The sequence below is a fragment of the Micromonospora zamorensis genome (assembly GCF_900090275.1).
Taxonomy (GTDB): domain Bacteria; phylum Actinomycetota; class Actinomycetes; order Mycobacteriales; family Micromonosporaceae; genus Micromonospora; species Micromonospora zamorensis.
Genome location: NZ_LT607755.1, coordinates 4,628,101 through 4,652,573, shown reverse-complemented (window position 1 = coordinate 4,652,573; position 24,473 = coordinate 4,628,101). Strand labels below are relative to the sequence as shown.

20 protein-coding genes and 2 pseudogenes are annotated in these 24,473 nt (G+C 71.6%); 19 read left to right on the top strand and 3 right to left on the bottom strand.

What is annotated here, in order from left to right; all coding sequences use genetic code 11:
• Positions 1–7 precede the first annotated feature (7 nt).
• The 4 genes and pseudogenes from GA0070619_RS20375 to GA0070619_RS20365 all read left to right on the top strand — a co-directional run bounded on the left by GA0070619_RS20375 (position 8) and on the right by GA0070619_RS20365 (position 4,757).
• Positions 8–526, top strand: a complete 519-nt coding sequence (locus GA0070619_RS20375) for a DinB family protein (RefSeq protein WP_088949545.1) — start codon at positions 8–10, stop codon at positions 524–526.
• Between the two features lie 113 nt (positions 527–639).
• Positions 640–1,591, top strand: a pseudogene (locus GA0070619_RS34140) (serine/threonine-protein kinase); the annotation flags it as partial.
• 71 nt (positions 1,592–1,662) lie between these two features.
• A pseudogene (locus tag GA0070619_RS20370) lies at positions 1,663–3,828 on the top strand (DEAD/DEAH box helicase); the annotation flags it as partial.
• Between the two features lie 20 nt (positions 3,829–3,848).
• Positions 3,849–4,757, top strand: a complete 909-nt coding sequence (locus GA0070619_RS20365; RefSeq protein ID WP_172862081.1) for an SWIM zinc finger family protein — start codon at positions 3,849–3,851, stop codon at positions 4,755–4,757.
• Positions 4,758–4,761: 4 nt separating this feature from the next.
• Here GA0070619_RS20365 and GA0070619_RS20360 read toward each other — a convergent pair whose 3' ends face one another.
• Entirely contained in the window at positions 4,762–5,019 is a 258-nt protein-coding gene (locus GA0070619_RS20360) for a DUF3040 domain-containing protein (protein WP_088949542.1), read from the bottom strand.
• 431 nt (positions 5,020–5,450) lie between these two features.
• On the opposite strand from GA0070619_RS20360, the gene GA0070619_RS20355 reads away from it, so the two are divergent.
• From GA0070619_RS20355 to GA0070619_RS20335, 5 genes are read left to right on the top strand one after another with little or no spacing between them, the layout of a single operon-like run.
• On the top strand, positions 5,451–7,550 hold the full coding sequence (locus tag GA0070619_RS20355; RefSeq protein WP_088949541.1) for a DUF1800 domain-containing protein: 2,100 nt from the start codon (positions 5,451–5,453) through the stop codon (positions 7,548–7,550).
• 8 nt (positions 7,551–7,558) lie between these two features.
• Positions 7,559–8,941: a DUF1501 domain-containing protein gene (locus GA0070619_RS20350; protein ID WP_088949540.1), complete on the top strand. Its 1,383-nt coding sequence runs from the start codon at positions 7,559–7,561 to the stop codon at positions 8,939–8,941.
• Positions 8,938–10,356: a ferredoxin reductase family protein gene (locus GA0070619_RS20345; protein ID WP_088949539.1), complete on the top strand. Its 1,419-nt coding sequence runs from the start codon at positions 8,938–8,940 to the stop codon at positions 10,354–10,356. Before GA0070619_RS20350 ends, GA0070619_RS20345 begins: the two co-directional genes overlap by 4 nt.
• A 12-nt stretch (positions 10,357–10,368) precedes the next feature.
• Positions 10,369–10,986: an FMN-binding protein gene (locus tag GA0070619_RS20340; protein ID WP_088949538.1), complete on the top strand. Its 618-nt coding sequence runs from the start codon at positions 10,369–10,371 to the stop codon at positions 10,984–10,986.
• 49 nt (positions 10,987–11,035) lie between these two features.
• Positions 11,036–11,761: an FAD:protein FMN transferase gene (locus GA0070619_RS20335; protein WP_088951928.1), complete on the top strand. Its 726-nt coding sequence runs from the start codon at positions 11,036–11,038 to the stop codon at positions 11,759–11,761.
• Positions 11,762–12,024: 263 nt separating this feature from the next.
• Here the strand turns inward: GA0070619_RS20335 and GA0070619_RS20330 are convergent, their stop codons facing one another.
• The gene (locus GA0070619_RS20330) at positions 12,025–12,696 is read right to left on the bottom strand and encodes a bifunctional DNA primase/polymerase (protein WP_088949537.1); all 672 of its coding nucleotides are present in this window, start codon (positions 12,694–12,696) and stop codon (positions 12,025–12,027) included.
• Positions 12,697–12,944: 248 nt separating this feature from the next.
• On the opposite strand from GA0070619_RS20330, the gene GA0070619_RS20325 reads away from it, so the two are divergent.
• From GA0070619_RS20325 to mctP, 9 genes are all read left to right on the top strand, one after another.
• Entirely contained in the window at positions 12,945–14,174 is a 1,230-nt protein-coding gene (locus tag GA0070619_RS20325) for a helix-turn-helix domain-containing protein (RefSeq protein WP_088949536.1), read from the top strand.
• 16 nt (positions 14,175–14,190) lie between these two features.
• Positions 14,191–14,763 carry a flavoprotein gene (locus tag GA0070619_RS20320; RefSeq protein ID WP_088949535.1) on the top strand — a complete coding sequence of 191 codons (573 nt, stop codon included), beginning with the start codon at positions 14,191–14,193 and terminating at the stop codon, positions 14,761–14,763.
• 82 nt (positions 14,764–14,845) lie between these two features.
• A complete protein-coding gene (locus GA0070619_RS20315) occupies positions 14,846–15,718 on the top strand; it encodes a Nif3-like dinuclear metal center hexameric protein (protein ID WP_088949534.1) in 873 nt (290 codons plus the stop codon).
• The gene (locus GA0070619_RS20310; RefSeq protein ID WP_088949533.1) at positions 15,708–16,445 is read left to right on the top strand and encodes a zinc ribbon domain-containing protein; all 738 of its coding nucleotides are present in this window, start codon (positions 15,708–15,710) and stop codon (positions 16,443–16,445) included. Before GA0070619_RS20315 ends, GA0070619_RS20310 begins: the two co-directional genes overlap by 11 nt.
• 3 nt (positions 16,446–16,448) lie before the next feature.
• Positions 16,449–17,594 carry a bifunctional RNase H/acid phosphatase gene (locus GA0070619_RS20305; protein ID WP_088949532.1) on the top strand — a complete coding sequence of 382 codons (1,146 nt, stop codon included), beginning with the start codon at positions 16,449–16,451 and terminating at the stop codon, positions 17,592–17,594.
• On the top strand, positions 17,528–17,764 hold the full coding sequence (locus GA0070619_RS34135; RefSeq protein WP_414855611.1) for a putative leader peptide: 237 nt from the start codon (positions 17,528–17,530) through the stop codon (positions 17,762–17,764). Before GA0070619_RS20305 ends, GA0070619_RS34135 begins: the two co-directional genes overlap by 67 nt.
• A gap of 106 nt (positions 17,765–17,870) precedes the next feature.
• The gene (locus GA0070619_RS20300; protein ID WP_088949531.1) at positions 17,871–20,327 is read left to right on the top strand and encodes a M14 family zinc carboxypeptidase; all 2,457 of its coding nucleotides are present in this window, start codon (positions 17,871–17,873) and stop codon (positions 20,325–20,327) included.
• 241 nt (positions 20,328–20,568) lie between these two features.
• Entirely contained in the window at positions 20,569–20,811 is a 243-nt protein-coding gene (locus tag GA0070619_RS20295) for a DUF3311 domain-containing protein (RefSeq protein ID WP_088949530.1), read from the top strand.
• Entirely contained in the window at positions 20,811–22,460 is a 1,650-nt protein-coding gene (gene mctP / locus GA0070619_RS20290; protein WP_088949529.1) for a monocarboxylate uptake permease MctP, read from the top strand. Before GA0070619_RS20295 ends, mctP begins: the two co-directional genes overlap by 1 nt.
• 181 nt (positions 22,461–22,641) lie before the next feature.
• On the opposite strand, the gene GA0070619_RS20285 is transcribed toward mctP, so the two are convergent.
• On the bottom strand, positions 22,642–23,100 hold the full coding sequence (locus GA0070619_RS20285) for a MarR family winged helix-turn-helix transcriptional regulator (protein WP_088949528.1): 459 nt from the start codon (positions 23,098–23,100) through the stop codon (positions 22,642–22,644).
• Positions 23,101–23,154: 54 nt separating this feature from the next.
• On the opposite strand from GA0070619_RS20285, the gene GA0070619_RS20280 reads away from it, so the two are divergent.
• Complete coding sequence (locus GA0070619_RS20280; protein WP_088949527.1) at positions 23,155–24,387, top strand: MFS transporter; 1,233 nt, start codon at positions 23,155–23,157, stop codon at positions 24,385–24,387.
• Positions 24,388–24,473 lie beyond the last annotated feature (86 nt).

Here is a 24,473-nt window from a genome sequence, read left to right as displayed (position 1 = left end):
TCGGCGGATGGAGCAGACGATCGATCCGACGCTCGGTCCGGTGCTCGCCCGCACCGCCGACGAACGCGCCGTCCTGGACTCGTTCCTCGACTTCCACCGAGCCGTGCTGCTGCGCAAGCTGCGCGGTCTCTCCGACGCCGACGCGCGCCGCCGGCTGGTGCCCTCGGCGACCACGCTCGCCGGGCTGGTCAAGCACCTGACGATGGTCGAGCGGAACTGGTTCCCGACCCTGCTGGCCCCCGAGCCGGGCGACGTCTACCTGACCTCGGACGAGGACGCGGCGGCGCATTTCGCGGTCGGCGACCAGGACACCGTCGCCGGGCTCACCGAGGCGTACGAGCGGGCCTGCGCCCGATCCCGGGTCGTCGCCGCGAGCCTCGACCTCGACCACGTGGTGCCGCACCCGCAGCTCGGTGAGGTGTCGCTGCGCTGGGTGCTGGTGCACATGATCGAGGAGACGGCCCGGCACGCGGGTCACGCCGACATCCTGCGCGAGTTGACCGACGGCGAGTCCGGCGCGATCTGATCTTCGATCACCCCGGGCGGCCTTTGACGGCGACGCGGTGAGCCCTGGGTGGGATGCGCCGGACCCGCAGGGGGCCGCCTATCCTGGGCGCGGGCGGCGACGAGGGGGAGCAGGTGCTGGTCATCCACGGGCTGTGGCTGCCCGGCGACAGCCCAACCGGCGGTCTCGCCGTCTGGGCCGAGGACAGCGCCGCGCCTTCCGCACCGACCCGTTCCGGTCGGTCACCCCGGGAACGCCCGCATCCCTTCGCCGCCGGGCACACCGACCTGGTCGCCGTCCTCGCCGACGCCGCCGAGCCCGCCCGCCCGGACACCGCGCTGCTCACCCTGCCCACCCGGGCCGGCGCGCCGACCGACTCACCCGAGCTGATCCGGACCGCCGTCGCACCCCCGACCCGCGGCCGGCTCACCCTGGCCGGGTGGCGGGTCCCCGTGCTGGTGTACGCCCCGGACGACGCGCTGCCGCTCCTGCGCGCCCTGGACGAACTCCCGGCGGTGCCCGGGGCCACCCTGCGTCACCTCGCCGAGCTGGCTGACTTCGCCGCCGACCTGGTGACCCGTGGCCGTGTCCTCCCCGGCGTCCGCACGACGGAGCCGAGCACACCGTCAGCCGCCGAAACGCGGTCGGCCGCCGAAGCGCCGTTGGAAGCCGGGGCGCAGGTGCCGGCGCTGGCGGTCTGGCGTCCCCTGCTGACCGGCACCGACGCCGCATGGGCCCGTTCGCTGGCACTGGCCCTGCCACCAGCCACCCGAGCCGTCACCACCACCGGGACCACCGGCCCGGGTGATGGTGAGCTGACCGCTGCCGACGTGGTAGCGGATGCGCTGGACGCGCTGACCGACGCCGCCGCGCGGGCCGCTCTGGCGACCACCACCCTGGCGCGTGGGCTGCGGCCGGGTGGCCCGGCACCGGCGTGGTTGGCCGCGCTCGCCGGCCCCCGGCGCGACTTCACCGTCGACCCGACCGCGTTGGCCACCCTGCGCGACGAGCTGGACAACTGGCAGCGCGACGCCGCGGGCGGCCCGGTGCGAGCCAGTTTCCGGCTGGTGGAACCGGCCCCCGACGAGGTCACCGAACCGATCCTGGCCACCCGCCCGGCGCCGACCGACGTCGTCCCGGCGTCGGTCGAGCCGACCGGCGGTGGGCGCTGGCGGTTGGAGTTCGGGTTGCAGGCCGCCGACGAACCCGGCCTGCACGTCGACGCCGGGCAGGTCTGGCGGGCGCCGCAGACGCTCGGCGGCCTGGCCGGTCGGACGACCAGCCCGCAGGAGACGCTGCTCGCCGAGCTGGGGCGGGCCAGCCGGCTCTGGCCGGATCTGGACGCCGCGCTGCGGACCGCCGCCCCGGAGGCGATGGACCTCGACGTCGAGGGGGCGCACCGGTTTCTCAGCGAGGGCGCTCCGGTGCTGCACGCGGCCGGTTTCGGGGTGCTGCTGCCGTCCTGGTGGCAGCGCCCGTCGGCGCGGCTCGGCGCCCGGTTGCGTGCCCGCAGTCGCACCGCGCCCGGCACTGTGGGTGGCACCGAAGCCGGCGTCGGTCTGGACGCCCTGGTCGACTACCGCTGGGAGGTCGCCCTCGGTGACCATCCGCTGTCCGCCGACGAGTTGGCGACGCTGGCCGAGTTGAAGACCCCGCTGGTGCGGCTGCGCGGCCGGTGGGTGGAGCTGGACCCGGGGCGGCTCGCCGCCGGTCTGCGCCTGCTCCGTTCCGCGGGTGAGTTGACCGTCGCCGACCTGCTCCGCCTGGGGCTGGCCGACGGCGAGGCCACCGGGGCGCTACCGGTGCTGGAGGTGAGCGCCGACGGGGCGCTCGGCGACCTGCTCGCCGGTGCGGTCGAGCGCCGGCTCACCCCGTTGGATCCGCCGCCGAGCTTCGTGGGAACGCTGCGGCCGTACCAGCAGCGTGGGTTGGCGTGGCTGGCCTTCCTGCGCTCGCTCGGGCTGGGTGGTGTGCTCGCCGACGACATGGGGCTGGGCAAGACCGTCCAACTGCTCGCGTTGCTCGCCGGGGACCCACCGGAGGCCGGCCCGACCCTGCTGGTCTGTCCGATGTCGCTGGTCGGCAACTGGCAGCGGGAGGCGGCACGGTTCACGCCGACGCTGCGTGTGCACGTACACCACGGGGCGGAGCGGGCGCGGGGGGCAGAGTTCACCGCGGCAGCGCACGGCGCGGACCTGGTTCTCACCACCTACTCGGTGGCGGCCCGCGACGCCGTCGACCTGGCCGGCATCGACTGGCACCGGGTGGTGGTGGACGAGGCGCAGGCCATCAAGAACGCGTCGACCCGGCAGGCCGAGGCGGTCCGCGCGCTGCCGGCCCGGCAGCGGGTGGCGGTGACCGGTACGCCGGTGGAGAACCGGCTCGCCGACCTGTGGTCGATCATGCAGTTCGCCAACCCGGGTCTGCTCGGGCCGGCGGCGACGTTCCGCAAGCGGTTCGCCGAGCCGATCGAGCGGCACGGCGACGCCGAGGCCGCCGAGCGGCTGCGCCGGATCACCGGCCCGTTCGTGTTGCGCCGACTCAAGACCGACTCGTCGATCATCTCGGACCTGCCGGAGAAGCTGGAGATGGAGGTTCTCTGCAACCTCACCGCCGAGCAGGCAGCCCTGTACCGGGTGGTGGTCGACGACATGCTCACCCGGATCGAGACCAGCGACGGCATCGAGCGACGTGGCCTGGTGCTGGCCACCATGACCCGGCTCAAGCAGGTCTGCAACCACCCGGCGCAGTTGCTCCGCGACGGTTCGGCGCTGGAGGGCCGCTCCGGCAAGCTTTCCCGGCTGACCGAGATCGTGGAGGAGGTGCTGGCGGCGGGGGAGCGGGCGTTGCTGTTCACGCAGTACGCCGAGTTCGGGGCGATGCTGCGCGGTCACCTGTCGGCGCGCTTCGGCCGGGAGGTGCTGTTCCTGCACGGCGGCCTCGGTAAGGCCGAGCGGGACGCCATGGTGCAGCGCTTCCAGTCGGCGGACGGCCCACCGCTGTTCGTCCTCTCCCTCAAGGCCGGTGGCACCGGGCTCACCCTGACCGCCGCCAACCACGTGGTGCACGTGGACCGGTGGTGGAACCCGGCGGTGGAGGACCAGGCCACCGACCGGGCGTTCCGGATCGGGCAGCGCCGACGGGTGCAGGTTCGCAAGTTCGTCTGCGCCGGCACTGTGGAGGAGAAGGTCGCCGCGATGATCGCCGACAAGCGTGCCCTCGCCCAGCGGGTGGTGGGCACCGGCGAGCAGTGGATCACCGAGCTGTCCACCGGCCAGTTGCGCGAGCTGTTCGCCCTGGAGGCCGGGGCGGTGGTGGAGTAGTGAGCGAGGGAAGCTCTGGCGTGAGCACCGACAGGTTCGCCGACTACGGCCGCCCTCGCAAGGTCGACGGGGGTCTGCGGGCGCGCAGCGCCCGGGGCGCGATCGGCCGGTCCTGGTGGTCCCGGCGTTTCCTGGAGGTGCTGGAGTCGTTCGCGCTCGGCACCCGGTTGACCCGCGGCCGGTCGTACGCGCGGGCCGGTCAGGTGCTCTCGCTCGACATCACACCCGGGCTGGTCAGCGCGGTGGTGCAGGGCTCCCGGCCGCAGCCGTACCAGGTGTCCATCGCGCTGCGGCCGTTCCCGGCGGCGCTCTGGTCCCGAATCGAGGAGGAGTTGGCCGGGCAGGCGTTCTTCAGCGCCCGGCTGCTCGCCGGGGACCTCCCCGACGAGCTGGAGGAGCTGTTCGTCGCCGCTGGCGCGCCGCTCTTCCCGGCCGCCGTGGACGAGCTGACCCAGCGGTGCAACTGCCCCGACTTCGCGGTGCCGTGCAAGCACCTCGCAGCGACGTTCTATCTGCTGGCCGAGGCCTTCGACGCGGACCCGTTCGAGCTGCTGCACTGGCGCGGACGGTCCCGCGCCGAGCTGCTCGCCGAGCTGCGCGCCCGTCGGGTGCAGGCCACCGGCGCCGCCCCACAGCCCCAGCCGGTCCTCGCGGTGTCCGAACCGGACACTGACAAGTCGACAGTGGACGTCGCGGCCCCGGTCGGCGCGGCCCGCGCGCTCGCCGGGCTGTCGACGACGCCGCTACCGGAGGCGGCAGACCGGTTCTGGCTGCCGCCGGTGCCGTTGCCTGATCGGCCGCCGCGACTGGCGACCGGTCCCGACCTGCTGCTACGCCAGCTCGGGGCGCCAGCCCCGGCCATCGGCGGGCCGGGACTGCTCGAACGGCTGCGCCGCGCGTACCGGGCGTTCGGCCCGGGTGAGCGGTGAGCCGTCACGTCCAGCGGCGGCGGAACCGCCACATGATCGCGGCGTTGACCACGAGCACCACCGCGCAGATCGCACCGGTCATCCGACCGGCGAACACGGCGATCGCCGGCAGCGACGCCCACAGCACGATGGTCAACAACATCAGATAGCGGCCCCTGCGGGCCCGGACCCGGTGGTCCAGCCGGGCGAAGAAGGCCGGGTCACTCTCCCGGAGCTGACGGGTGATCTGGTCGAACCTGCGCTGATCCTCTTTGCTGAGCATGGCGCTGCCTTCCCCTCACGCGTTCAGCGGTTCGGCGGCATACCCGCTGCGGTGGCGGCTCACGCTCGACCGCCGCTGCTACTTTTCCTCCACGTGAGGGCACCTCATGTCCGGCTTATCTGAACCTTAAGTTTGTCTGTGGTGGTGAACGGCGCGGAAAGTGTCGCGTACTGCCGCGTGGTCCGTTCCGTGCCCGGCTGCCGCGCGTACGCCCTGCTGGGGAGGTCCGCGCCGGTGCCCGGTCAGACATTGGTCGCCGACGTCGTACTGAGCGCTGTCTTAAGTGCCCTCACGATGGTGTTCGACCCACCTTGAAGGCCCATGGGGCCTTGGTTACCTTGCCGTAGCAACCCCCTCAGGCAACAGTCGCCGCACCTGCCGCACCTGTCCGGTCGCAGCTTCCGGCGCTCATCAGAAATCGGGATTGGTACATGGCCGACCAGAATGTGCCACCACGTCGACCGCGGGACGACCGCGGTTGGGACGGACGCCAGCACCACAACGCGGACGGTTACGGCGACCCCAACACGCCCGCGCCCTACGGGTACGACTCGCCCCACCCCTACCAGGGCGGCTACCCGGCGCAGGCCGACCCGCGCGAGCAGTACGGCGAGGCTTACCCGCCCGCCGGGCACCCCGCCCCCGCCCCGCGCGGGCCGCAGTGGGTCGGCCCGGAAGGGCTCGGACGCCCGGCCCCGGCGCGGCCCGCCGGCAGCGGACTGCCCACCCTGGACGATGACGACGAGCCGGGCCGCAAGGTCGGCCGGCGCAAGGCCATGGTGGCTCTCGGCGGCACCGCCGCCGTCGTCGCCGGTGGTGCGGCGCTCGCCATGACCCCGCAGATCCGCGGCCTCTTCGGTGACGAGGCGGCGGCCGGTGACGCCACCGGCAGCACGGTGACCGACGGCACCGCGGCGCGGCCCAGTGGCCAGCAGCCCAGCACGGTGCGTACCTACACCGAGCAGAACGAAAGCTACATGGGCTCCCGGGCCGGCGAGGCGCTGAAGAAGAACGCGCCGGCCGGTGGACGGAGCTTCTCCGGGCCGGCCGCCGCCGCCGCGGCGACCCAGGTGACAGTGAAGACGGTGCTGGCCAAGGATCCGATCCTGCACCTGGCCCGGCGGACCACCTTCGGGCCGACGCCCGCGGTGATCGCCGACATCAAGAACCAGGGCATCGACGCCTGGATCCGCGCCCAGATGGACCCGGAGAAGATCGCGCCGAGCAAGGCCGAGCTGAAGCTCGCCGAGCTGCCGACCCAGAAGCTCAACGTGCAGCAGTTGCGCACCCAGCGGGACCAGCTCAACGAGCAGGGCGCCCAGCCGGAACGGGAGATGATCGACGCCACCATCGCCCGGCAGATCTGGTCGAAGCGCCAACTGTTCGAGGTGATGGTCGACTTCTGGAACGACTTCCTGCACGTCGCCGCCGACTTCGACGGTGGCGAGGTGTACCGCAACTCGTTCGACCAGGACGTGGTGCGCAAGCACGCGCTGGGCAGCTACCCGGAGATGCTGGTCGCCGCGAACAAGCACCCCGCGCTGCTGATCTACCTGAACCAGAAGGACTCCCGCAAGGACGCGATCAACGAGAACCTCGCCCGGGAGAACCTCGAGCTCTACTCGGTGGGCGTCGACGGCGGCTACAAGGAGCCGGACGTGCGCCAGGCGGCCATGCTCCAGACCGGCCGCGGCATCGACAAGGACGGCAAGTACGTCTTCAAGCCCGAGCAGCACTACGTCGGCAAGGTGAAGATCCTCGGCTTCACCCACGCGAACAACTCGACGGACCCGAAGAAGGCCGACGCGGCGATCGACGCGTACATCACGTACATCGCGCTGCACCCGTCGACCGCGAAGTACGTCGCGCAGAGCCTGGCGACCCGCTTCGTCTCGGACACCCCGCCGAAGTCCCTGGTGGACCGGCTGGCCAAGATCTACATCACCAACAACGGCCTGATCAAGCCCGTGCTGATGGCGATGTTCTGCTCCTCCGAGTTCTGGGCCGGCGTGGGCCAGAAGGTGCGCCGGCCGATGGAGTACCTGGTCGCCACGTACCGCACCCTGGGTGTCTCGCCGGACGCGTCGCCGAAGCACAACAACGGTGACAGCAAGCGCACCCCGTACGCCCGCGGCCTGCGGCAGATCCACGACAAGCTGCGCGAGCTGGGCCACTACCCGATGGGTCATCCCACCCCGGACGGCTACCCGGACGTCTACGTCGCCTGGACGTCGGCCGGCACCATGGTCAACGGCTGGAACGAGGCGGGCGAGGTCCTCGCCGGCTACCGCACCGCCTTCACGTACACGGCGCCGGAGAAGCTGGTCGCCAAGCCGCCGGCCACCGCCGGGGCGTACGTGGACGCGCTCTCCCAGCGGCTGGTGGGTCAGAAGCTGAGCACGCGGGAAAAGAATCTGATCCTCGGCGTGGCCGGCGTGCCGGCGACCGCCAAGGTCGACGCCACGTTCAACGGGGCCATCACCGCCGTCGCGCGGGCGATCCTCGCTTCCCCCCAGCACCACCTCCGGTGAGGCACCCGATGGAGAAGACTGTGTACAACTCTTTCCCCCTGCACCCCGAATGCCCCGACGTGCGCCGGCTGGCCGACAACCCGGCCGAGGCGTTGCTGCGCGCGGAGGCGGACATCGTCGCCGCCGAGAACGCCGCGGAGCTCGACCGCTACCGCACCCTGGAGAACCTGGAGGAGGCCCAGCAGGACGGTCGTGGCGTCACCCGGCGTACCTTCGTCGCCGGTGCCGCGGCCACCGCCACCGCCCTGGCCACCGCCCAGTTCGTCACCACATCGGCGTCGTTCGCGGCGACCAAGACGGGTACCCTGATCCACGTCTTCCTCTACGGCGGGCTGGACGGGCTGAGCCTGATCGCACCGGACAACGACCCGGTGCTCGCCAAGGCCCGCCCCGACCTGCTGCTCGGCAACGATTCGCTGGCCCTGGGCCGCGGCTTCAAGCTGACCAGCGCGTTCAAGCCGTTGGAGAAGTGGCTCGGCGCCGGCCAGTTGGGCTTCATCCCGGCGGTCTCGGACGAGCGGCTGTCGCGCAGCCACTTCCAGGCCGCGGACGCCTGCAACCTGGGCGGGCTGCCCAACGAGACCGGCGGTCGCGGTTGGCTGGACGGTCTGGTCGACAACCTGGGCAAGGGCACCGCGTTCCGCAGCGTCGGCATCGGCAGCACCCTGCCCCGCTCGCTGGTCGGCAACAACGGCGCGATCTCGCTGAACAGCATCGGATCGTTGCGGCTCAACGGTGACGAGCGGTTCCGGGCCGCCACCGAGAAGGCCATCAAGGGGCTGTTCACCGGGATCAACCACCCGGTCGAGGAAGCCGTGCAGGAGGGCATGGGCGCGTTGGCCACCGCCCAGAAGCTCGCCGCCAAGCCGTACCAGCCCGTCGAGGGCGTCACGTACGAGGGCGTCGGCAACGCGTTCAAGCAGCTCGCCCAGCTGATCAAGGGCGGCGCCAACGTCCGGGTCGCCACCGTCGGCATGGGTGGCTACGACACCCACGAGAACCAGGGCACCAGTGCGGGCGGCCAACTGCACCGCCGGTTGAACGACCTGGCCAGTGCCATGGCCGCGTTCTTCACCGACCTCGGCCCGCAGGCCGCCGACGTGACGATCATGGTGTCCAGCGAGTTCGGCCGTCGGGTCGGCTCCAACACCGGCGGCACCGACCACGGGCACGGCGGGGTTGTCACAGTGCTGTCCGGCAAGAAGCTGGCAGGCTCGCTGCTCGGCACCTGGAACGGCCTCGACAAGCTGGATTCCGGTGACGTGCCGGAGTACAACAACATGTTCAACGTCTACGGCGCTGTGGCTCAGGGCCGGTTCGGGCTCACGAACGCGGAGGTCGAGAAGGTCTTCCCCCGCCAGAAGTACGCCCCGATGAAGCTGTACGCGTGACGTACCCGCACACCCACGCCGCCGGCCGTCGTACCGGGACTTCGTCCCGGCACGGCGGCCGGTCGGCTGCGCCCGTACCCCCGCAGATCCCGGACCGGCGCGGACCCGGCGGCCGGCGGCTGCTGGGCGTGCTGCTCCTGGTCGGCCTGGTCGCCAGCGTGCTGCCGTGGTGGCTGGGCACGTCCGCCGGCTCGTTGAAGACCACCGCGGCGACCGTCACGGCGGCGGGTCGGATCTCCGGTCTGATCGCCGGTTACCTGCTGCTGGTGCAGGTGCTGATGATGAGCCGACTGCCGGTGCTGGAACGGTGGATCGGCGGCGAGCAGACGGCACGCTGGCACCGGGACATCGGTGCCACCCTGCTGGTCACCGTGCTGGCGCACGTGTCGCTGATCCTCGTCGGCTACGCCGACCTGCGTAAGCAGTCGGTCCTCGCCGAGGTCGGCACGTTGCTCGGCGAGTACGAGGACATGGTCTCGGCGTTCGTCGCCGCCGGCATCATGATGCTGGTCGGGTTCAGCAGCATCCGGGCGATCCGGCGGGCGTTGCCCTACGAGATGTGGCACCTGCTGCACCTGTCCAGCTATCTGGTGCTGCTGCTCGGCTTCGGCCACCAGTTCACCCACGGCGCGCAGCTGTACCGGCCCGGCCCGGTGCGCACCGGCTGGATCGCGCTCTACCTGCTGGTGGTCGCCGCCCTGCTCTGGGGTCGCGTGATCGCGCCGCTGGCGTTCAACCTGCGCTACAAGCTGCGGGTCGCCGACGTGGTCGCCGAGAGCCCGGACACCATTTCCGTCTACCTCACCGGGGAGCGGCTCGGCCGGCTGGCGATGCTCGGCGGCCAGCACTTCCGGTGGCGGTTCCTCACCCGGGGCTGCTGGTGGCAGTCGCACCCGTTCTCCGTCTCGGCCGCCACCAACGGCCGCTGGCTGCGGGTCACCGTCAAGGTGGTCGGCACCCACACCGCCGACCTGCGCGACCTGGAGCCGGGCACCCGGGTCTGGGCCGAAGGTCCGTCGGGTACCTTCACCGCCGCGCACCGGGTCCGCGAACGGGCCCTGCTGATCGCCGGCGGCAGCGGCATCACCCCCATCCGGGCCATGCTGGAGGAGCTGCCTCCGGGTGCGGCCCTGATCTACCGCGCGAGTACCCCGGCCGACGTGCTGCTCAGCCGTGAGCTGGACTGGCTGGCCCAGGAGCGGGACACCTCCGTCTGGTACGTCATCGGCTCCCGCGACGACCCCGGCCCCCGTCAGTTGATGAGCCCGGACGGGTTGCGTCAGCTGGTGCCCGACGTGGCCCGGCGCGACGTCTACCTGTGCGGGCCACCCGGGCTGGTGGAACAGTCGGTGCGCGCGCTGCGCCGAGCCGGCGTGCCCCGACGGCAGATCCACCTGGCCACGTTCGAGTTGTAGGAGAGGCATCCCATGCGTCGCGCGTTCCTCGCGATCACCGGTCTGGCCGCCAGCACCACCGCGCTGGTGGTGTTCAAGGGCTCGACGAGCGCCACCCCGGTCGCCCAGAACCTGCCGACCGCCCAGCCGGTCAACCCCGCCGGGCCGGGCACCGATCCCAGCGCCGCCCCGGACGCACCGGGTGCCGATCCGGCGGGCGTAGCGCCTTCGTCGTCGGCCAGCGCCGGGCCGTCGACGTCGCCCAAACCCGGCAAGACCACCGCCCGCCCGTCGGCCACCAGGACGACGAAGGCCCCCAGCGCTCCGCGGACCACCACCAAGGCGCCCCAGTCGACCACCCGCCGGGTCACCGGCGCCCCCTTCGACGCGAAGAACGACCGCGAGATCTACGGGTCCGTGCAGGTGCAGATCGTGGTCTCCGGTAACCGGATCATCGAGGCCGTCGCACTGTCGCTGCCCACCGGGGGTGAGTCCGACATCCACAGCGGCGACGTCAGCAACCGCTACGACGGCACCGGCGGCGAGGTGGTGCAGAAGCAGAGCGCCAATCTCAACACCGTCTCCGGCGCCACCGAGACCAGCAACGCCTACAAGCAGTCCCTGCGGTCCGCCATCGAGCAGGCATTCTGACGTGCCGGCCGCGCTGACCCGACCCGGGCTGTGCCGGGTCGAACAGATCATGGGTACGGCGATCACCCTGGATCTCGCCGACGACCTGCCACCGGCGACCCTCCGCGAGCTTGCGGACGAGGTCTTCGCCTGGATGCGTGAGGTGGACGCCCGGTTCAGCACCTACAAGCCGGACAGCGAGGTGTGCCGCTTCGACCGGGGTGAGGTGCTGCTCTCCGAGGCGTCCGCGGATCTGCGGTTCGTGCTGGAGGCCTGCGCCGACCTGTGGGGCGCCACCGACGGGTTCTTCGACGCGTACGCCACCGGGCGGCTCGACCCGTCCGGTTTCGTCAAGGGCTGGGCGGCCCAGGTCGCCTCGGATCGCCTGCTCGCCGCCGGTGCCGCGAACCACTGCGTGAACGCCGGCGGTGACGTGCGCGTACGGGGTCTCTCGCCGTCGGGGGAGCCCTGGCGGATCGGCATCCGGCACCCGTGGGACGCGATGTCGACCTGCCTGGTGCTCACCGGGACCGACCTGGCCGTGGCAACGTCCGGCGTCTACGAGAGGGGCCGGCACGTGCTGGACCCGCGTCGGGGCGCGCCGGCCAGCGGGTTGCGCTCGGTGACCGTGGTCGGCACCGACCTGGGGGTGGCCGACGCGTACGCCACCGCCGCCCTGGCCATGGGGACCACCGGGCTGGGCTGGCTGGACCGTCTGGACGACGGCCACACCCACGCCGTCGTCACCGACGACGGCCGCCAGTACTACTCCGCCGCCATCCCGCTGACCGACTAGCGGACCGGGCGGTGGGTGCCGGCCGGGCGGGACCCGGTGGGGCGTGGGCGGCCGGGGCGCGAGCCGGACGGTCGGGTGCCGGCCCAGCGGTGTCGTGGGTGGTTGCGCCGGGGCGGCTCGGTGCCGCCGGGATGAGAGGCTCTGTCGTCCGTGGACATCGTTCCCCCGTTCGTGGCGCGCGTTCGCGCCGTCCCCCTGTCAACGAGGACCGGCGCTCCGGCGACGCTGTCGGGCACCGGATGGAATCGTCGACCGGGCCTGTTTCACATGCCTCGTCGGGGCAGGGGCAGGTGACCGGGGAGCAGGTCGGGGGTGAGCGTCACCCCGGTGGCGCGCAGCGCCCCGATCAACGTGTTCTGCACCAGGTACGAATCCGGGAGTTGCCAGCGGGCCTGCTCGGGGGCGACCGCCCAGCGGACAGTGCCCTCGGGCAGCCGGGTCGGCGGCGCGGGGATCCACGAGCCGGGGCCGTGCCGGACCACGTGGAAGCAGTGCTCCAGCTCCGGTCGGAGCGGGTCGCCGGGGCGGACCAGGAACATCCACCGCCCGGTGGGAGTGACCAGCACCGGCCCGCGTACGCCGGTGCCGGCGGGGTGGATCTGCACCGCGTCGAGCACGTGCCGGCCGAGGTGGGCGGGCACCTCCAGCACGTCGAAGGCCCGGCCGGTGGGCAGCAGCACCCCGTGCGGGCGACTGCGCCACCAGGTCGCCACCCGGGCCGGGTCGGCGCTGGCAGCCAGCTCCCAGTTCTCCAGGGCGGGGTGGCAGCCCACTGTGGGACAGCCGGCCCGGCCGCAGACGAAGCGACTGCGGGCCAGGCAGGCACCCGGGGTCACCTCCCAGCCGTGTGCGGCGTACCGCATGGCGACCCGGCGCAGCCGGACCCGTTCCAGCGGCGACAGTTCGGCCACGCGCGGTGCGACATTTCCCCACATGTGTGCCATCTCCCCTCTTCTGGCCCGGCGGTCGCCAGGTCGCATGTCGAGCACCGTCACTGCCGTAACCCACGATCGTTGAGGTTGACGAACGGCTCGTGCAACTTGCACGAAAAGTACGAGGACTGGCTGTACGGCTGACGTACATCGTGTGCGACCAGCGAAAACCTGAAAGTGAACGACAGTCGCCGCACCCGCGGACATCGCCTCGACTCAATGGGTCCTGGGCGGCAGGGGAGGATGGGCAGATGGACGAGCTACCCATAGGACGGCGAGTGGCCTACTGGCGGGGGCGACGCAAGATGTCGCAGCAGGTCTTCGCCGACCGGCTCGGCAAGTCGAAGAGCTGGGTGGACAAGGTCGAACGCGGCGTTCGTCGACTGGACAAGTTCTCCGTCCTGTACGAGATCGCCGACATCCTCCAGGTGGACGTCCAACTGCTCATGGGCAAGGACCCGGAACGCCGCACCGACGCGCTGAACTGCATCGACCAGATCGAGGTGCAGGAGATCCGGGCGGCGCTGGAACGCTACGACTCGATGAGCGCGTACTTCGACGCGGCGCCCTCCCCGCCGCCGCTGGACGACATGCGCAAGGCCGTCAACCACGCGTGGCTCACCTACCAGTACGGCCGCTACGGGATGCTCACCCGGGCGCTGCCCAAGCTGCTGCGCGACGCACAGGCGGCCGACGCCGCGTACGGCGGTGAGCGGGCCCCCGAGGCGGCCCACCTGCTCGGGCAGGTCTACCAGATCGCCTCGTCGGTGCTGCGCAAGCTCGGCGAGTGTGAGCTGGCCTGGCTGGCCGCCGACCGGTCGATGGCGGTGGCCCAGCGGGCCAACGACCCGCTGCTGGCCGGGATCGCCACCACCCGGGTGTGCGCCGCCCTGGTCGCGATGGGCCGGGCTCGTCCCGCGCTGGAGTTGAACGTCCAGATCGCCAACCGGCTGGCACCGGGCGGCAGCAACGAGGTCTCCCCGGCCCGGCTGTCCGTCTACGGGATGCTGCTGCTCCAGGGTGCGATGGCCGCCTCCCGCATCGGTGACACGGCCAGCGTCGACGACCTGATCAACTGCGCGCAGGAGGCCGCCATCCTGCTCGGCGGCGACCACAACCACTACTGGACGTCGTTCGGCCCGACGAATGTCGAGCTGCACCGGGCCGCCGCCGCGGTGGAGCTGGGCGACGGCGGTCGGGCCGTGGAGGTGCACCAGCTGCGCATCGCCGAGCCCTCCTTCAACGCGCTGCTGCCCGAACGTCGCGCCCACCACCTGCTCGACATCGCCCGCGGGTACGCCCAGATCGGCGACGTGGCGAACGCCGGCGAGATGCTGCTGCTCGGTGATCGACTCGCTCCGTCCGAGATCCGTTGCCGTCCGATCGCGCACGAGGTGATGTCGGACATCCTGCGTCGCACACGTGGTGCGCCGCCTTCTCCGGTAGCGGAGTTGGCTGAGCACATGGGAGTAGGGGTATGAGCGCGGAGCCGGCTTGATGGCCGGCCCACCGTGCACCAGCGGGCACCGCGAGGTGCTCTACGTCATCGCCTGCGGTTCGCCGTTGGCACGGCACGTCGGCCGTCTGGTCGACCTTGCCCAGCAGGATGGTTGGGACGTCTGCGTGGTCACCACGCCGGACGGCGCGAAGTTCGTCGACCAGTCGGCACTGGTTCGGCAGACCGGCCACCCGGTGCGGACGCACTACAAGAATCCCGGTGACCCGGACGTGCTGCCGCCCGCCGACGCCATGATCGTCTGCCCGGCCACCGTCAACACGGTCAACAAATGGGCGGCCGGGATCACCGACACCCTCGCGCTCGGGCTGCTGATCGAGGCGCAGGGCAAGGGCGTCCCCATCGTGGCGGTGCCCTACACCAATGCGGCGATGGCCGCCCACCCGGCGTTTCGGGCCGGGGTGGCTCGGCTGGCCGAGTGGGGTGTCACGGTGCTCTTCGGGGATCACGTGATCGCCCTGCACCCGCCGGGAACGGGGGAGCAGCACCTGCCCGCCTTCCCGTGGGCGAAGCCGCTGGCCGCGCTGCGCGCCGTCTCGGTGAGCGCCGCCTAGCGCTCCCGGCAGGGCTCTCACTCGGCGCGGCCGGGCCGGGCGTCGCCGCCCCACGGTCCCCGCGCCGGTAAGCTGGGCCGCCGTGAGCACAAGCGGATCCGCGCCGACGGTGACCGACGTCGTGGCCGAGCTGGAACGGCGCTTTCCGCCGGTCTGGGCCGAGGAGTGGGACCGGGTGGGCCTGGTGCTCGGTGAGCCGTCCGCCCCGGTGCGCCGGGTGCTCTGCGTCGTCGACGTGGTGCCCGAGACGGTCGCCGAGGCGCTGGCCGTCGACGCCGACATGATCGTCGCGCATCACCCCCTGCTGCTGCGCGGGGTCTCGTCGGTCGCTCCGACGACCTTCAAGGGGCGGATCATCCACCAGCTGATCCGGGCCGGGGTGGCGCTCTACGCGGCGCACACCAACGCCGACGTCGCCTCCCCGGGCGTCTCGGACGCCCTCGCTGCCCGGTTCGGGCTGACCGGGCTGCGCCCGCTGCTGCGCCCCGCGCCCGGCTCGCCCGCCCACGGCGACGACCGGGGCTTCGGGCGGATCGGCGAGCTGCCCCACCCGATGACCCTCGCCGAGCTGACCCGGCACGCCGCCGCCGTGCTTCCCGTCACGTCCTGGGGAGTTCGCGCCGCGGGGGATCCCGGGCGTATGGTTCGTACCCTCGCCGTCAGCGGCGGGTCGGGGGACAGCTTCCTCGGCGCCGCGACCGCCGCCGGGGTGGACGCCTTCCTCACCGCCGACCTGCGGCACCACCCGGCCGGCGAGCACCTCGCCGCCGATGGTCCCGCCCTGATCGACGCCGCCCACTGGGCGACCGAACGACCGTGGCTGGACGACCTGGCCGCCCTCCTCCGGGAGGCGCTGGGCGTCGAGACGCTGGTGTCCGACCTGGACACCGACCCGTGGACCGTGCACGCCGCCGCACCCGTTGTGGACGACAAGGAGCCCGACCGTGAAGGCTGACCCTCAGGTGCAGCGCCGCCTGCTCGACCTCCAGGCGATCGACACCAACCTCGCCCAGCTCGCCCACCGCCGGCGGACGCTGCCCGAGCGGGCCGAGCTGGAGTCGCTGGCCCGGGAGTTGTCGTCGCTGGAGGACGAGCGGGTCCGCGCCCAGGTGGCGGTCGACGACCTCGACCGGGACATCGCCCGGCTGGAGAAGGACGTCGAGCAGGTCCGGGTCCGTAAGCAGAAGGACGAGAACCGGCTGGCCGCCGGCACCGGCCCGGCCCGGGAGCTGGAGGCCCTCCAGCACGAGCTGGTCTCGCTGAACCGGCGCCAGGGTGACCTGGAGGACGCCGAGCTGGAGCTGATGGAGCAGCGGGAGACCGCGCAGGGCGTACTGGACGGCGTGGAGCAGCGGCTGGCCGACACCCGCGACAAGCGGGCCGCCACCGAGCAGCGCCGCGACGAGGCGATGGCCGAGATCGCGAAGGAGGAGGAGTTCAAGCGCGGGGCCCGTCAGCCACTCGCCGCTGACCTCCCGAGCGACCTGGTCAACCTCTACGACAAGATCCGCGCGGACACCGGGCTGGGTGCCGCCCTGCTCACCGCGGGCCGCTGCGGCGGGTGCCGGTTGGATATCTCCGGCGCCGACCTGGCCCGCATCCGCAAGGCCGCCCCGGACGACGTGGTCCGCTGCGAGGACTGCCGGCGGATCATGGTCCGCACCAACGAGTCGGGTCTGTAGGTCGTGGCACCGCGGGTGGTCAGCGTCGAGGCCGACGGCGGGTCCCGGGGCAATCCCGGCCCTGCCGGCTACGGCGCGGTGGTGCGTGACGCGGAGACCGGCGAGGTGCTCGCCGAGCGCTCCGAGTCGCTCGGCACGGCGACCAACAACGTCGCCGAGTACCAGGGGCTGATCGCCGGGCTGACCGCCGCCGCCGAGCTGGGCGCCGCCGAGGTGGACGTCCGGATGGACTCCAAGCTGGTGGTCGAGCAGATGTGCGGCCGGTGGCAGATCAAGCACCCCGGCCTGCGGCCCCTCGCCGCCAAGGCGGCCGGGCTGGTGGGCCGCTTCGCCGCGGTCCGGTTCGCCTGGATCCCCCGCGAGCAGAACCGGCACGCCGACGCGCTCGCCAACGCCGCCATGGACGCCGCCGCCGGCCGGCCCCCGTCGGCCCCGAAGACGGGCCAGCCGCCGGCGACGCCCGCGACCGGCAGTGACCCGGCCACAGCGCCGGCGTCCTGGGAGCCCCGGCCGAGCTTCACGGCCACCCGGCTCATCCTGGTCCGGCACGGCGAGACCGAGTACACCGAGCAGCGGCGCTACTCCGGCCGCGGCGACGTGCCGCTCTCCGAGAAGGGCCGCGCCCAGGTCCGCGCCACCGGCGCCCGGGTGGCCGAGCTGGCCCCGTCCGTCGGGGCCGTGCTCAGCTCACCGCTGTCCCGGTGTACGGCCACCGCGGCGTCGATCGCCGAAGCGCTCGGCGGCGACGTGCCGGTGCGCACCGAGGACGACCTGATCGAGTGCGACTTCGGCCAGTGGGAGGGTCGCACCTTCACCGAGGTCCGCGAGCGGTGGCCGGGGGAGATGGACGCCTGGCTCGCCTCACCCCGGATCGCCCCGCCGGGCGGCGAGTCGTTCACCCACGTCGCCGAACGCGCGCACCGCGTCGTCACCGGGCTGCTCACCGCGTACCCCGGGGAGACCGTGGTGGTCGTCTCGCACGTCTCGCCGATCAAGCTGATGCTGCGCGACGCGCTCGCTGCCGGCGACGGGTTCCTGCACCGGCTCTTCCTGGACGCGGCCGGCATCTCGGTGCTCGACATGTGGCCCGACGGCGGCGTCGCCGTCCGGACGGTCAACGACACCGCCCACCTCACGAAGATCGACTAGTTCCCATCTGTCGGGAGGGTTTCGGGTCGAGGGCCCGAACCTGTGGGGAACCTGTTGACAGTGGATGGACCCCGCTTCAAGATCGGTTCGTGCGAAGCGTTCACCTGACGAAGCGAGGTCACATCGACCTCCTGCGCGTCGCCAGCGCGGCCTGTCGACGCTCCCTCTGACGCCGGGTTCCTCCCTCCCTCGCACGCTGCAGGCGTTTCCCATCCCCGCTGGTCTCCGGCCCGGCGGCGCGTTCGCCTGCGCGTACCCTCCGACAGGAGATCCGTCATGCTGTCCGCAAGACCTCTCGCCCGCCTCACCGCGACCGCGGTGAGCACCGCGCTGCTCGCGACCATGGCCCTGACCGGGCCGGTGTCCGCCAGCGCGCTGCCCACGGTGCCGTCGGTCCCCGTCGACCTCTCCGACGTCCGGGGCTATCCCCGGCAGAGCACCCTCCCGGTCTGGCCGGACAACCCGGCCGACGCTTCCATTCCGATCGGCGTGATTCCGTACGACGAGATCGCACCGAAGCTGAACGCGCTCCAGCGGGCCAGCGACCGGGTCTCCGCCCGGGTCGCGGGGAAGTCCGCTGGCGGTTACGACCTGTACGCGGTCACCGTGACCGCGCCGGAGAGTCGCGCCGAGGCGCGGCAGCAGGAGACCTGGAAACGGCTCATCGAGGACGAACCCGCCCGAGCGCAGCGGGACCGCAGGCTGCTCGCCGGCTACAAGACCCCGCTCTTCGTCAACGCCAACATCCACGGCAACGAATGGGAGGGCACCGACGCGGCGCTGCGGGTCATCGAGGAGTTCGCCACCGACCGCAGCCCGGAGGTCGCCGAGCTGCTGCGGCGCAACCGGCTGGTCTTCAACATCACCTCGAACCCGGACGGTCGGGTTGCCGGCACCCGGGCCAACTCGGCCGGCTACGACCTCAACCGCGACCTGACCATCGTCGCGCAGCCCGAGACCAACCTCATCCGTGACCTGATCATCGACACCAAGCCGATCATCACGCTGGACCTGCACGGGTACGTCAACCCGACCCTGCTGCACCCCAGCACCCCGCCGCACAACGTCAACAACGAGTACGACCTGTACATCAAGCACGGCCTGCCCAACGCGTTGGCGATCGAGGAGGACCTGCGCGGTCTCGGGTACGCCGAGACCCAGCGGGCCCGGATCCCCTTCCGCGACGACGAACCGGGCGTCTGGGACGACTTCCCACCGATCTACGTGCCGTCCTTCGCCATGTTGCAGAGCAGCATCCCGTACACGATCGAGGCCCCGCTGAACCCGCGCGGCAGCACGCTCACCCCCGCCGAACGGGTCCGTCGCTCCGGTATCAACACCGACGTGCACGAGGTGGCCATCCGCACCTCGCTGCGCTACATCCAGGACCACCGGGCCGAGGTGCTGCACGACCAGGCCGAGGTCTACCGGCGGGGCCTGGCCGGTGAGCCGTTGCGCGACATCCCCGACGGCTATGTGCCGGGCTGGGGTCCGGAGGACAACTACAACACCACCTTCCCCCGGGCGTACGTCATCCCGAGCGGCGCCGGGCAGCGCTCCGAGCCGGCCGCGGCCCGCCTGGTCGACCTGCTGATCGACAGCGGTGGCCGGGTGTGGCGGGCGAAGACGAACTTCACCGCTGGCGGCAACCGCTACCAGGCCGGCTCGTACGTCGTCGACCTGCAACAACCCAAGCGCGGCCTGGTCAACTCGCTGCTCGAACCGGGTGCCGACATCACCGACCGGGTGAACGACCTGTACGCGGGCCCGGCGGCCTGGAGCCAGGGGCTCACCTGGGGCGCCACTGTGGACACCGTGTGGGACAACCTGCCCCGGGTACGCCTGGAGCGGACCTACGACGGGCGGGCCAAGGGCACTCTGCCCGCCGGTCGGTCCGACCTGCGCCTGGACCTGCGCGACGCGGCAGACCTGCTGGCCGTGAACTCGCTGCTCGCGAAGGGCGTCGAGGTCCACCGGCTCGCGGACGGGTCGGTGGTCGTCCCCGGCACCCCGGCCAACCGGAAGCTGGCCGCTGCCGAGGTTCGCGCCCACGCGGTCAGCTTCGAACGCGCGCCGGCCCGTTGGCAGGGAACCCCGCTGGACCGGGTCGTGGTCGGCTATCTCGGTACGGTCGAGGAGCGGGACACCCTCGCCGACCTCGGTTTCGAGGGCCGGGAACTGACCACCGCGACGCTGGTCGGCACGCTGACCGACGACGTCGACGTGCTGCTGGTCGCCAACAACGTCAACCTGGCGACCCTGACCGCCGAGAACCGGGCGGCCCTGGACCGGTTCCTTGCCCGGGGCGGCGGCGTGGTCGGCCTGGGCACCGCCGGGGCGTCCCTCAGCAACGCCGCAGGGCTGCTGACCGTGACCGCCACCGCGGCGCCGAGCCTGGCGAGTGGGGTGGCCAACATCGTCAACAACGGGGGACCGGTCACCACCTCCGCCATCCCGCACGCGTTCATCAGCCAGCCCGTCTGGTTCACCGACCTGGGCGCAGGCGTCGAGGTCGACCAGTCGTACGCTGCCGACCCGCTGCTCTCCGGCTGGTGGGCCACCGACGGCGCCAACGGGCAGGTGTCTGCGGCCAACCAGGCCAGCATCGTGCGGGGCGTCTCCGCTGCCGGAAACGGCGTGGTGCTGTTCGGCACCGACCCGACGTTCCGCCTGCACCCGAAGGGTTTGCAGTCGCAGCTCGGCCGGGCCGTGCTCTGGGCGGCACAGCGGTGACCCCGACCGGGTGAGCCGACGATCGACAGATGTGTGGGGCCCGGGTGCCGTCGGCACCCGGGCCCCACACCGTCGTCGGCCAGGTGCACCCGCTCATCCGTCAGATCACCTGGGCCGCCGTTCGGCGCAGCCGGTCGGCCGTTCGGCGCAGCACCTTCCGGGCGGGTCGGGTGACCGCCGTCACAGAGTCGTAGCCTCCGGCCGTTACATCGAGAGCCACGACTCCCCGGAGGTGTGTCAGATGGCTGCACCGGAACCGGAGGCGCCGACCACGGCGCCAACCAGGGCGAAGGACCACAGTCCCTGGAACTGGTTGCTCTTCATTCCCATCGTGGTGCCGCTGATCCCGGTCTTCTTCAATGGCGACTCGCCCCGGGTCTTCGGCTTCCCACGCTTCTACTGGCTGCAACTGGCGTTCATCCTGCTCGGCGTCAGCACCACGACGCTGGTCTACCAGATGACGAAGAAGCGGGGTGACCGCTGATGTGGCGTGACCATCTCACCGAGATCATCGTCTTCTCGTTCCTCTTCCTGCTGGTGAGCGTGATGGGCTTCGTGGCCGCGCGCTGGCGGGCACCGAAGGACATGGCGCACCTGGACGAGTGGGGGTTGGGCGGTCGCAGCTTCGGCGGCTGGATCACCTGGTTCCTCGTCGGCGGTGACCTCTACACGGCGTACACGTTCGTGGCGGTGCCGGCGCTGATGTTCGGTGCCGGAGCGGCCGGGTTCTTCGCCGTGCCGTACACCATCGTGATCTACCCGCTGGTCTTCCTGGTGCTGGTCCGGCTCTGGTCGGTGTCGCACCGGCATGGGTTCGTCACGCCAGCCGACTTCGTCCGCAACCGATTCGACTCGCCGGTGCTGGCGCTGCTGATCGCGATCACCGGAATCGTCGCCACCATGCCGTACATCGCGTTGCAGCTGGTCGGCATCGAGGCGGTGCTCAAGACGATGGGGGTCACCGGCGACAACGCGCTGGCCCGGCACCTGCCGATCATCATCGCGTTCGCCATCCTGGCCGCGTACACCTACCAGTCGGGGCTGCGCGCGCCGGCGCTGATCGCGTTCGTCAAGGACAGCCTGATCTACATCGTCATCCTGGTGGCGGTCGTCTACCTGCCCTACAAGCTGGGCGGCTGGGGTGACATCTTCGCCGCCGCGGACGCGAAGTTCGACGCCTCGCCCAATCCGAACGACGGCATCCTGCTCAACGGCAACAACCAGCTTCAGTACGTGACGTTGGCGCTCGGTTCGGCGTTGGCGCTCTTCCTCTATCCGCACAGCATCACCGGTGTGCTGGCCAGCCGGAACCGCGACGTGATCAAGCGGAACATGTCGGCGCTGCCGGCGTACAGCCTGCTGCTCGGGCTGATCGCGCTGCTCGGCTACATGGCCATCGCGGCCGGGGTGAAGCCGTTGCCCGGCTCGAAGGAGGGCACGGTCGACAGCAACACCGTCGTGCCGCTGCTGTTCGACCAGCAGTTCCCGGACTGGTTCGCCGGTGTCGCGTACGCGGCGATCGGCATCGGGGCGCTGGTGCCCGCGGCAATCATGTCGATCGCGGCGGCGAACCTGTTCACCCGCAACATCTACAAGGAGTACCTGAAGAGGGACGCCTCCCCGGCGCAGGAAGCCAACGTCTCGAAGATCACCTCGCTGGTGGTGAAGGTCGGTGCGGTGGCCTGCATCGTCTTCCTCGACCCGCAGTTCTCCATCGACCTTCAGCTGATCGGTGGCGTGATCATCCTTCAGACGCTGCCGGCGGTGGCGCTGGGTCTCTACACCCGCTGGTTCCACCGCACCGGCCTGATCGTCGGCTGGGCGGTCGGCATGGGGTTGGGCATGTGGATGCTCTACCAGGTGGCCAGCCCGACCCGGAAGCACTTCGGTGGCTCGGCGTTCCCGTTGTCGGAGTTCGGGTTCGACACCACCAGGACGATCTACGTCGGCATCGTGGCGGTGGCGGTCAACCTGGCCGTCGCGGCACTGGTGACGCTGGCGCTGCGGGCCGCGAAGGTGGACGAGGGAGTCGACGGCACCGAGCCGGACGACTACTTCGCCGACGAGGGCGACCCCCGCGTCACCCCCGGCACCGACCGCGACGCCGACTCCGCCCGGGAGCCGGTCGCCTGAGATCGGGTACGCGCCCGGGTGCCGACGTGGTCGGTGCCCGGGCGCACCTTTTCCGCCGCGATCGTGCGGGGTGCCGTCCGGGCGCTGCGGGTGTTGCTCGGACGCTGTGGAGCTGATGTCGTAAACGAATCAGGGCGTTTCCCGCCGCTCAGGCGCGTTCGGCTCAGGCGCGTTTCGGCACTCAGCGGGGGCGGCTGCGGGAGACCAGGGCCTGGTTGAGACGGCCCAGCAGGGTCGCCAGGGAGGTGCGGTCCTCGGCGCTCCAGTCGGCCAGCATGTCGCCGTAGAGCCGGGTGCGGGCGTTCTGCACGGCGGCCATCCGCTGGAGCCCGGCCGGGGTCGGAGAGATGACCGTGCCTCGGCCGTCCGTCGGGTCGGGGGCGCGCGCGATCAGGCCGTCGCGTTGCAGCGCGGACACCTGCCGGGTGACGGTCGAGCCGTCCAGGTTGAGCCGGGCGGCGAGCGCGGAGACGTTCTGCGGGCCGGCGGTGTCCAGGTGACGCAGGATCACGTACGCCGCCCGGTCGAGCACCCGGTGCTCGGCGGTGCCGGTGGCCCGCCGGGTCGCCTCGCCGAAGCGCATCAGCAGGGCAACCTCGGTCTCGATGCGGCCGAGGGTGATCTCGTCGTCGTCACTCATAGCTGTATGATACAGGATAAGTACCTGTACCATACAGCTATCTGAGGAGTCGGAGTGGATCGGCGTTCCGAACCGAACCGCAGTGCCATCTACGCCACCACGCTGGTGGCCTTCCTCGCCATCGCCGGCATCGCCGTCGTCGACCCGATCCTGCCCGCCATCGGCGAGGCGATCGGCGTCACCGCCTGGCAGGTCGAGCTGCTGTTCACCGCGTACATCGCGGTCATGGCCCTGGGCATGATCCCCGCGACCCTGGCCAGCGGCCGCTTCGGCTTCAAACCGGTGCTCATCACCGGCGTCTCCGTGGTCGGCCTCGCCGCGATCCTCGCCTCGTTCAGCGACAACATCGTGCAGCTCTCCGTGCTGCGCGGCGTCTGGGGTCTGGGCAACGCGATGTTCTTCGCCACCGCCATGGTGGTGCTGGTCAACCTGGCCGTCGACCGGGAATGGGTGGTCGGCCTCTTCGAGACCGCCCTGGGCATGGGCTTCGCCGTCGGCCCGCTGATCGGCGGCCTGCTCGGTGAGATCAGCTGGCGGCTGCCGTTCTTCGTCTGCGGCGTCTTCATGGTCCTCGCCCTCGGCGTGGCCTCCCGCAAGCTGCGCGAGCCAACCAACCGCCAGGCCCCGGTACGCGTCGGCCAGATCTTCGCCACCTACCGCCGGCCGGCGTTCATCGTCCTCTGCGTGGTGACCGGCGCGTACAACTTCGTGTTCTTCGTGGTGCTCGGCTACACGCCGCTCTTCCTCGGCCTGGACGTCATCCCGCTGGGGCTCGCCTTCACCGGCTGGGGGCTCGGCCTGGCCGCCGGCATCATGGTGATCGGCCACCGACTGGCCCACCGGATCGGCGCCGTGCAGACCGTCGGCGTGGCCATTGCCGGGCTGCTGGTCTGCATGGTCCTCTTCGCCACCTCCAGCAGCACAGCCGAAGCGCTCGTGGTGCTGGTGCTCGCCGGACTCTGCATGGGCCTGGCCAACGCCAACCTCACCGACCTGGCGCTCGGCCTCGGCTCCAGCGACCGGCGCGTCGCCACCGGCGCGTTCAACCTGGTCCGCTGGGGCGCCGCCGCGCCAGCGCCGATCATCTCCGGCAAGCTCGCCGAGCACTCGCTGTCGCTGCCGTTCTGGGTCGGCTTCGGGGTGCTCGCCGTCGGCGTGCTGGTCTACCTGGCCTTCGCGCACCTGATGGCCGCCGGCTACGGCGAGCGTGTCCTCTGGTCCCGCTGGAACCGAGCCGCCGCCGACACCGAGAAGACTGCCGAGGAGCCGGTGGGCGAGGTGTACTGACCCCGTCTCAAGATCCGCGCACCTTCCGGGAAACTGCTGCCTCGACGCGCGCTGAGGCAGCAGTTTCCCCGAAGTTGCGCGGCTCC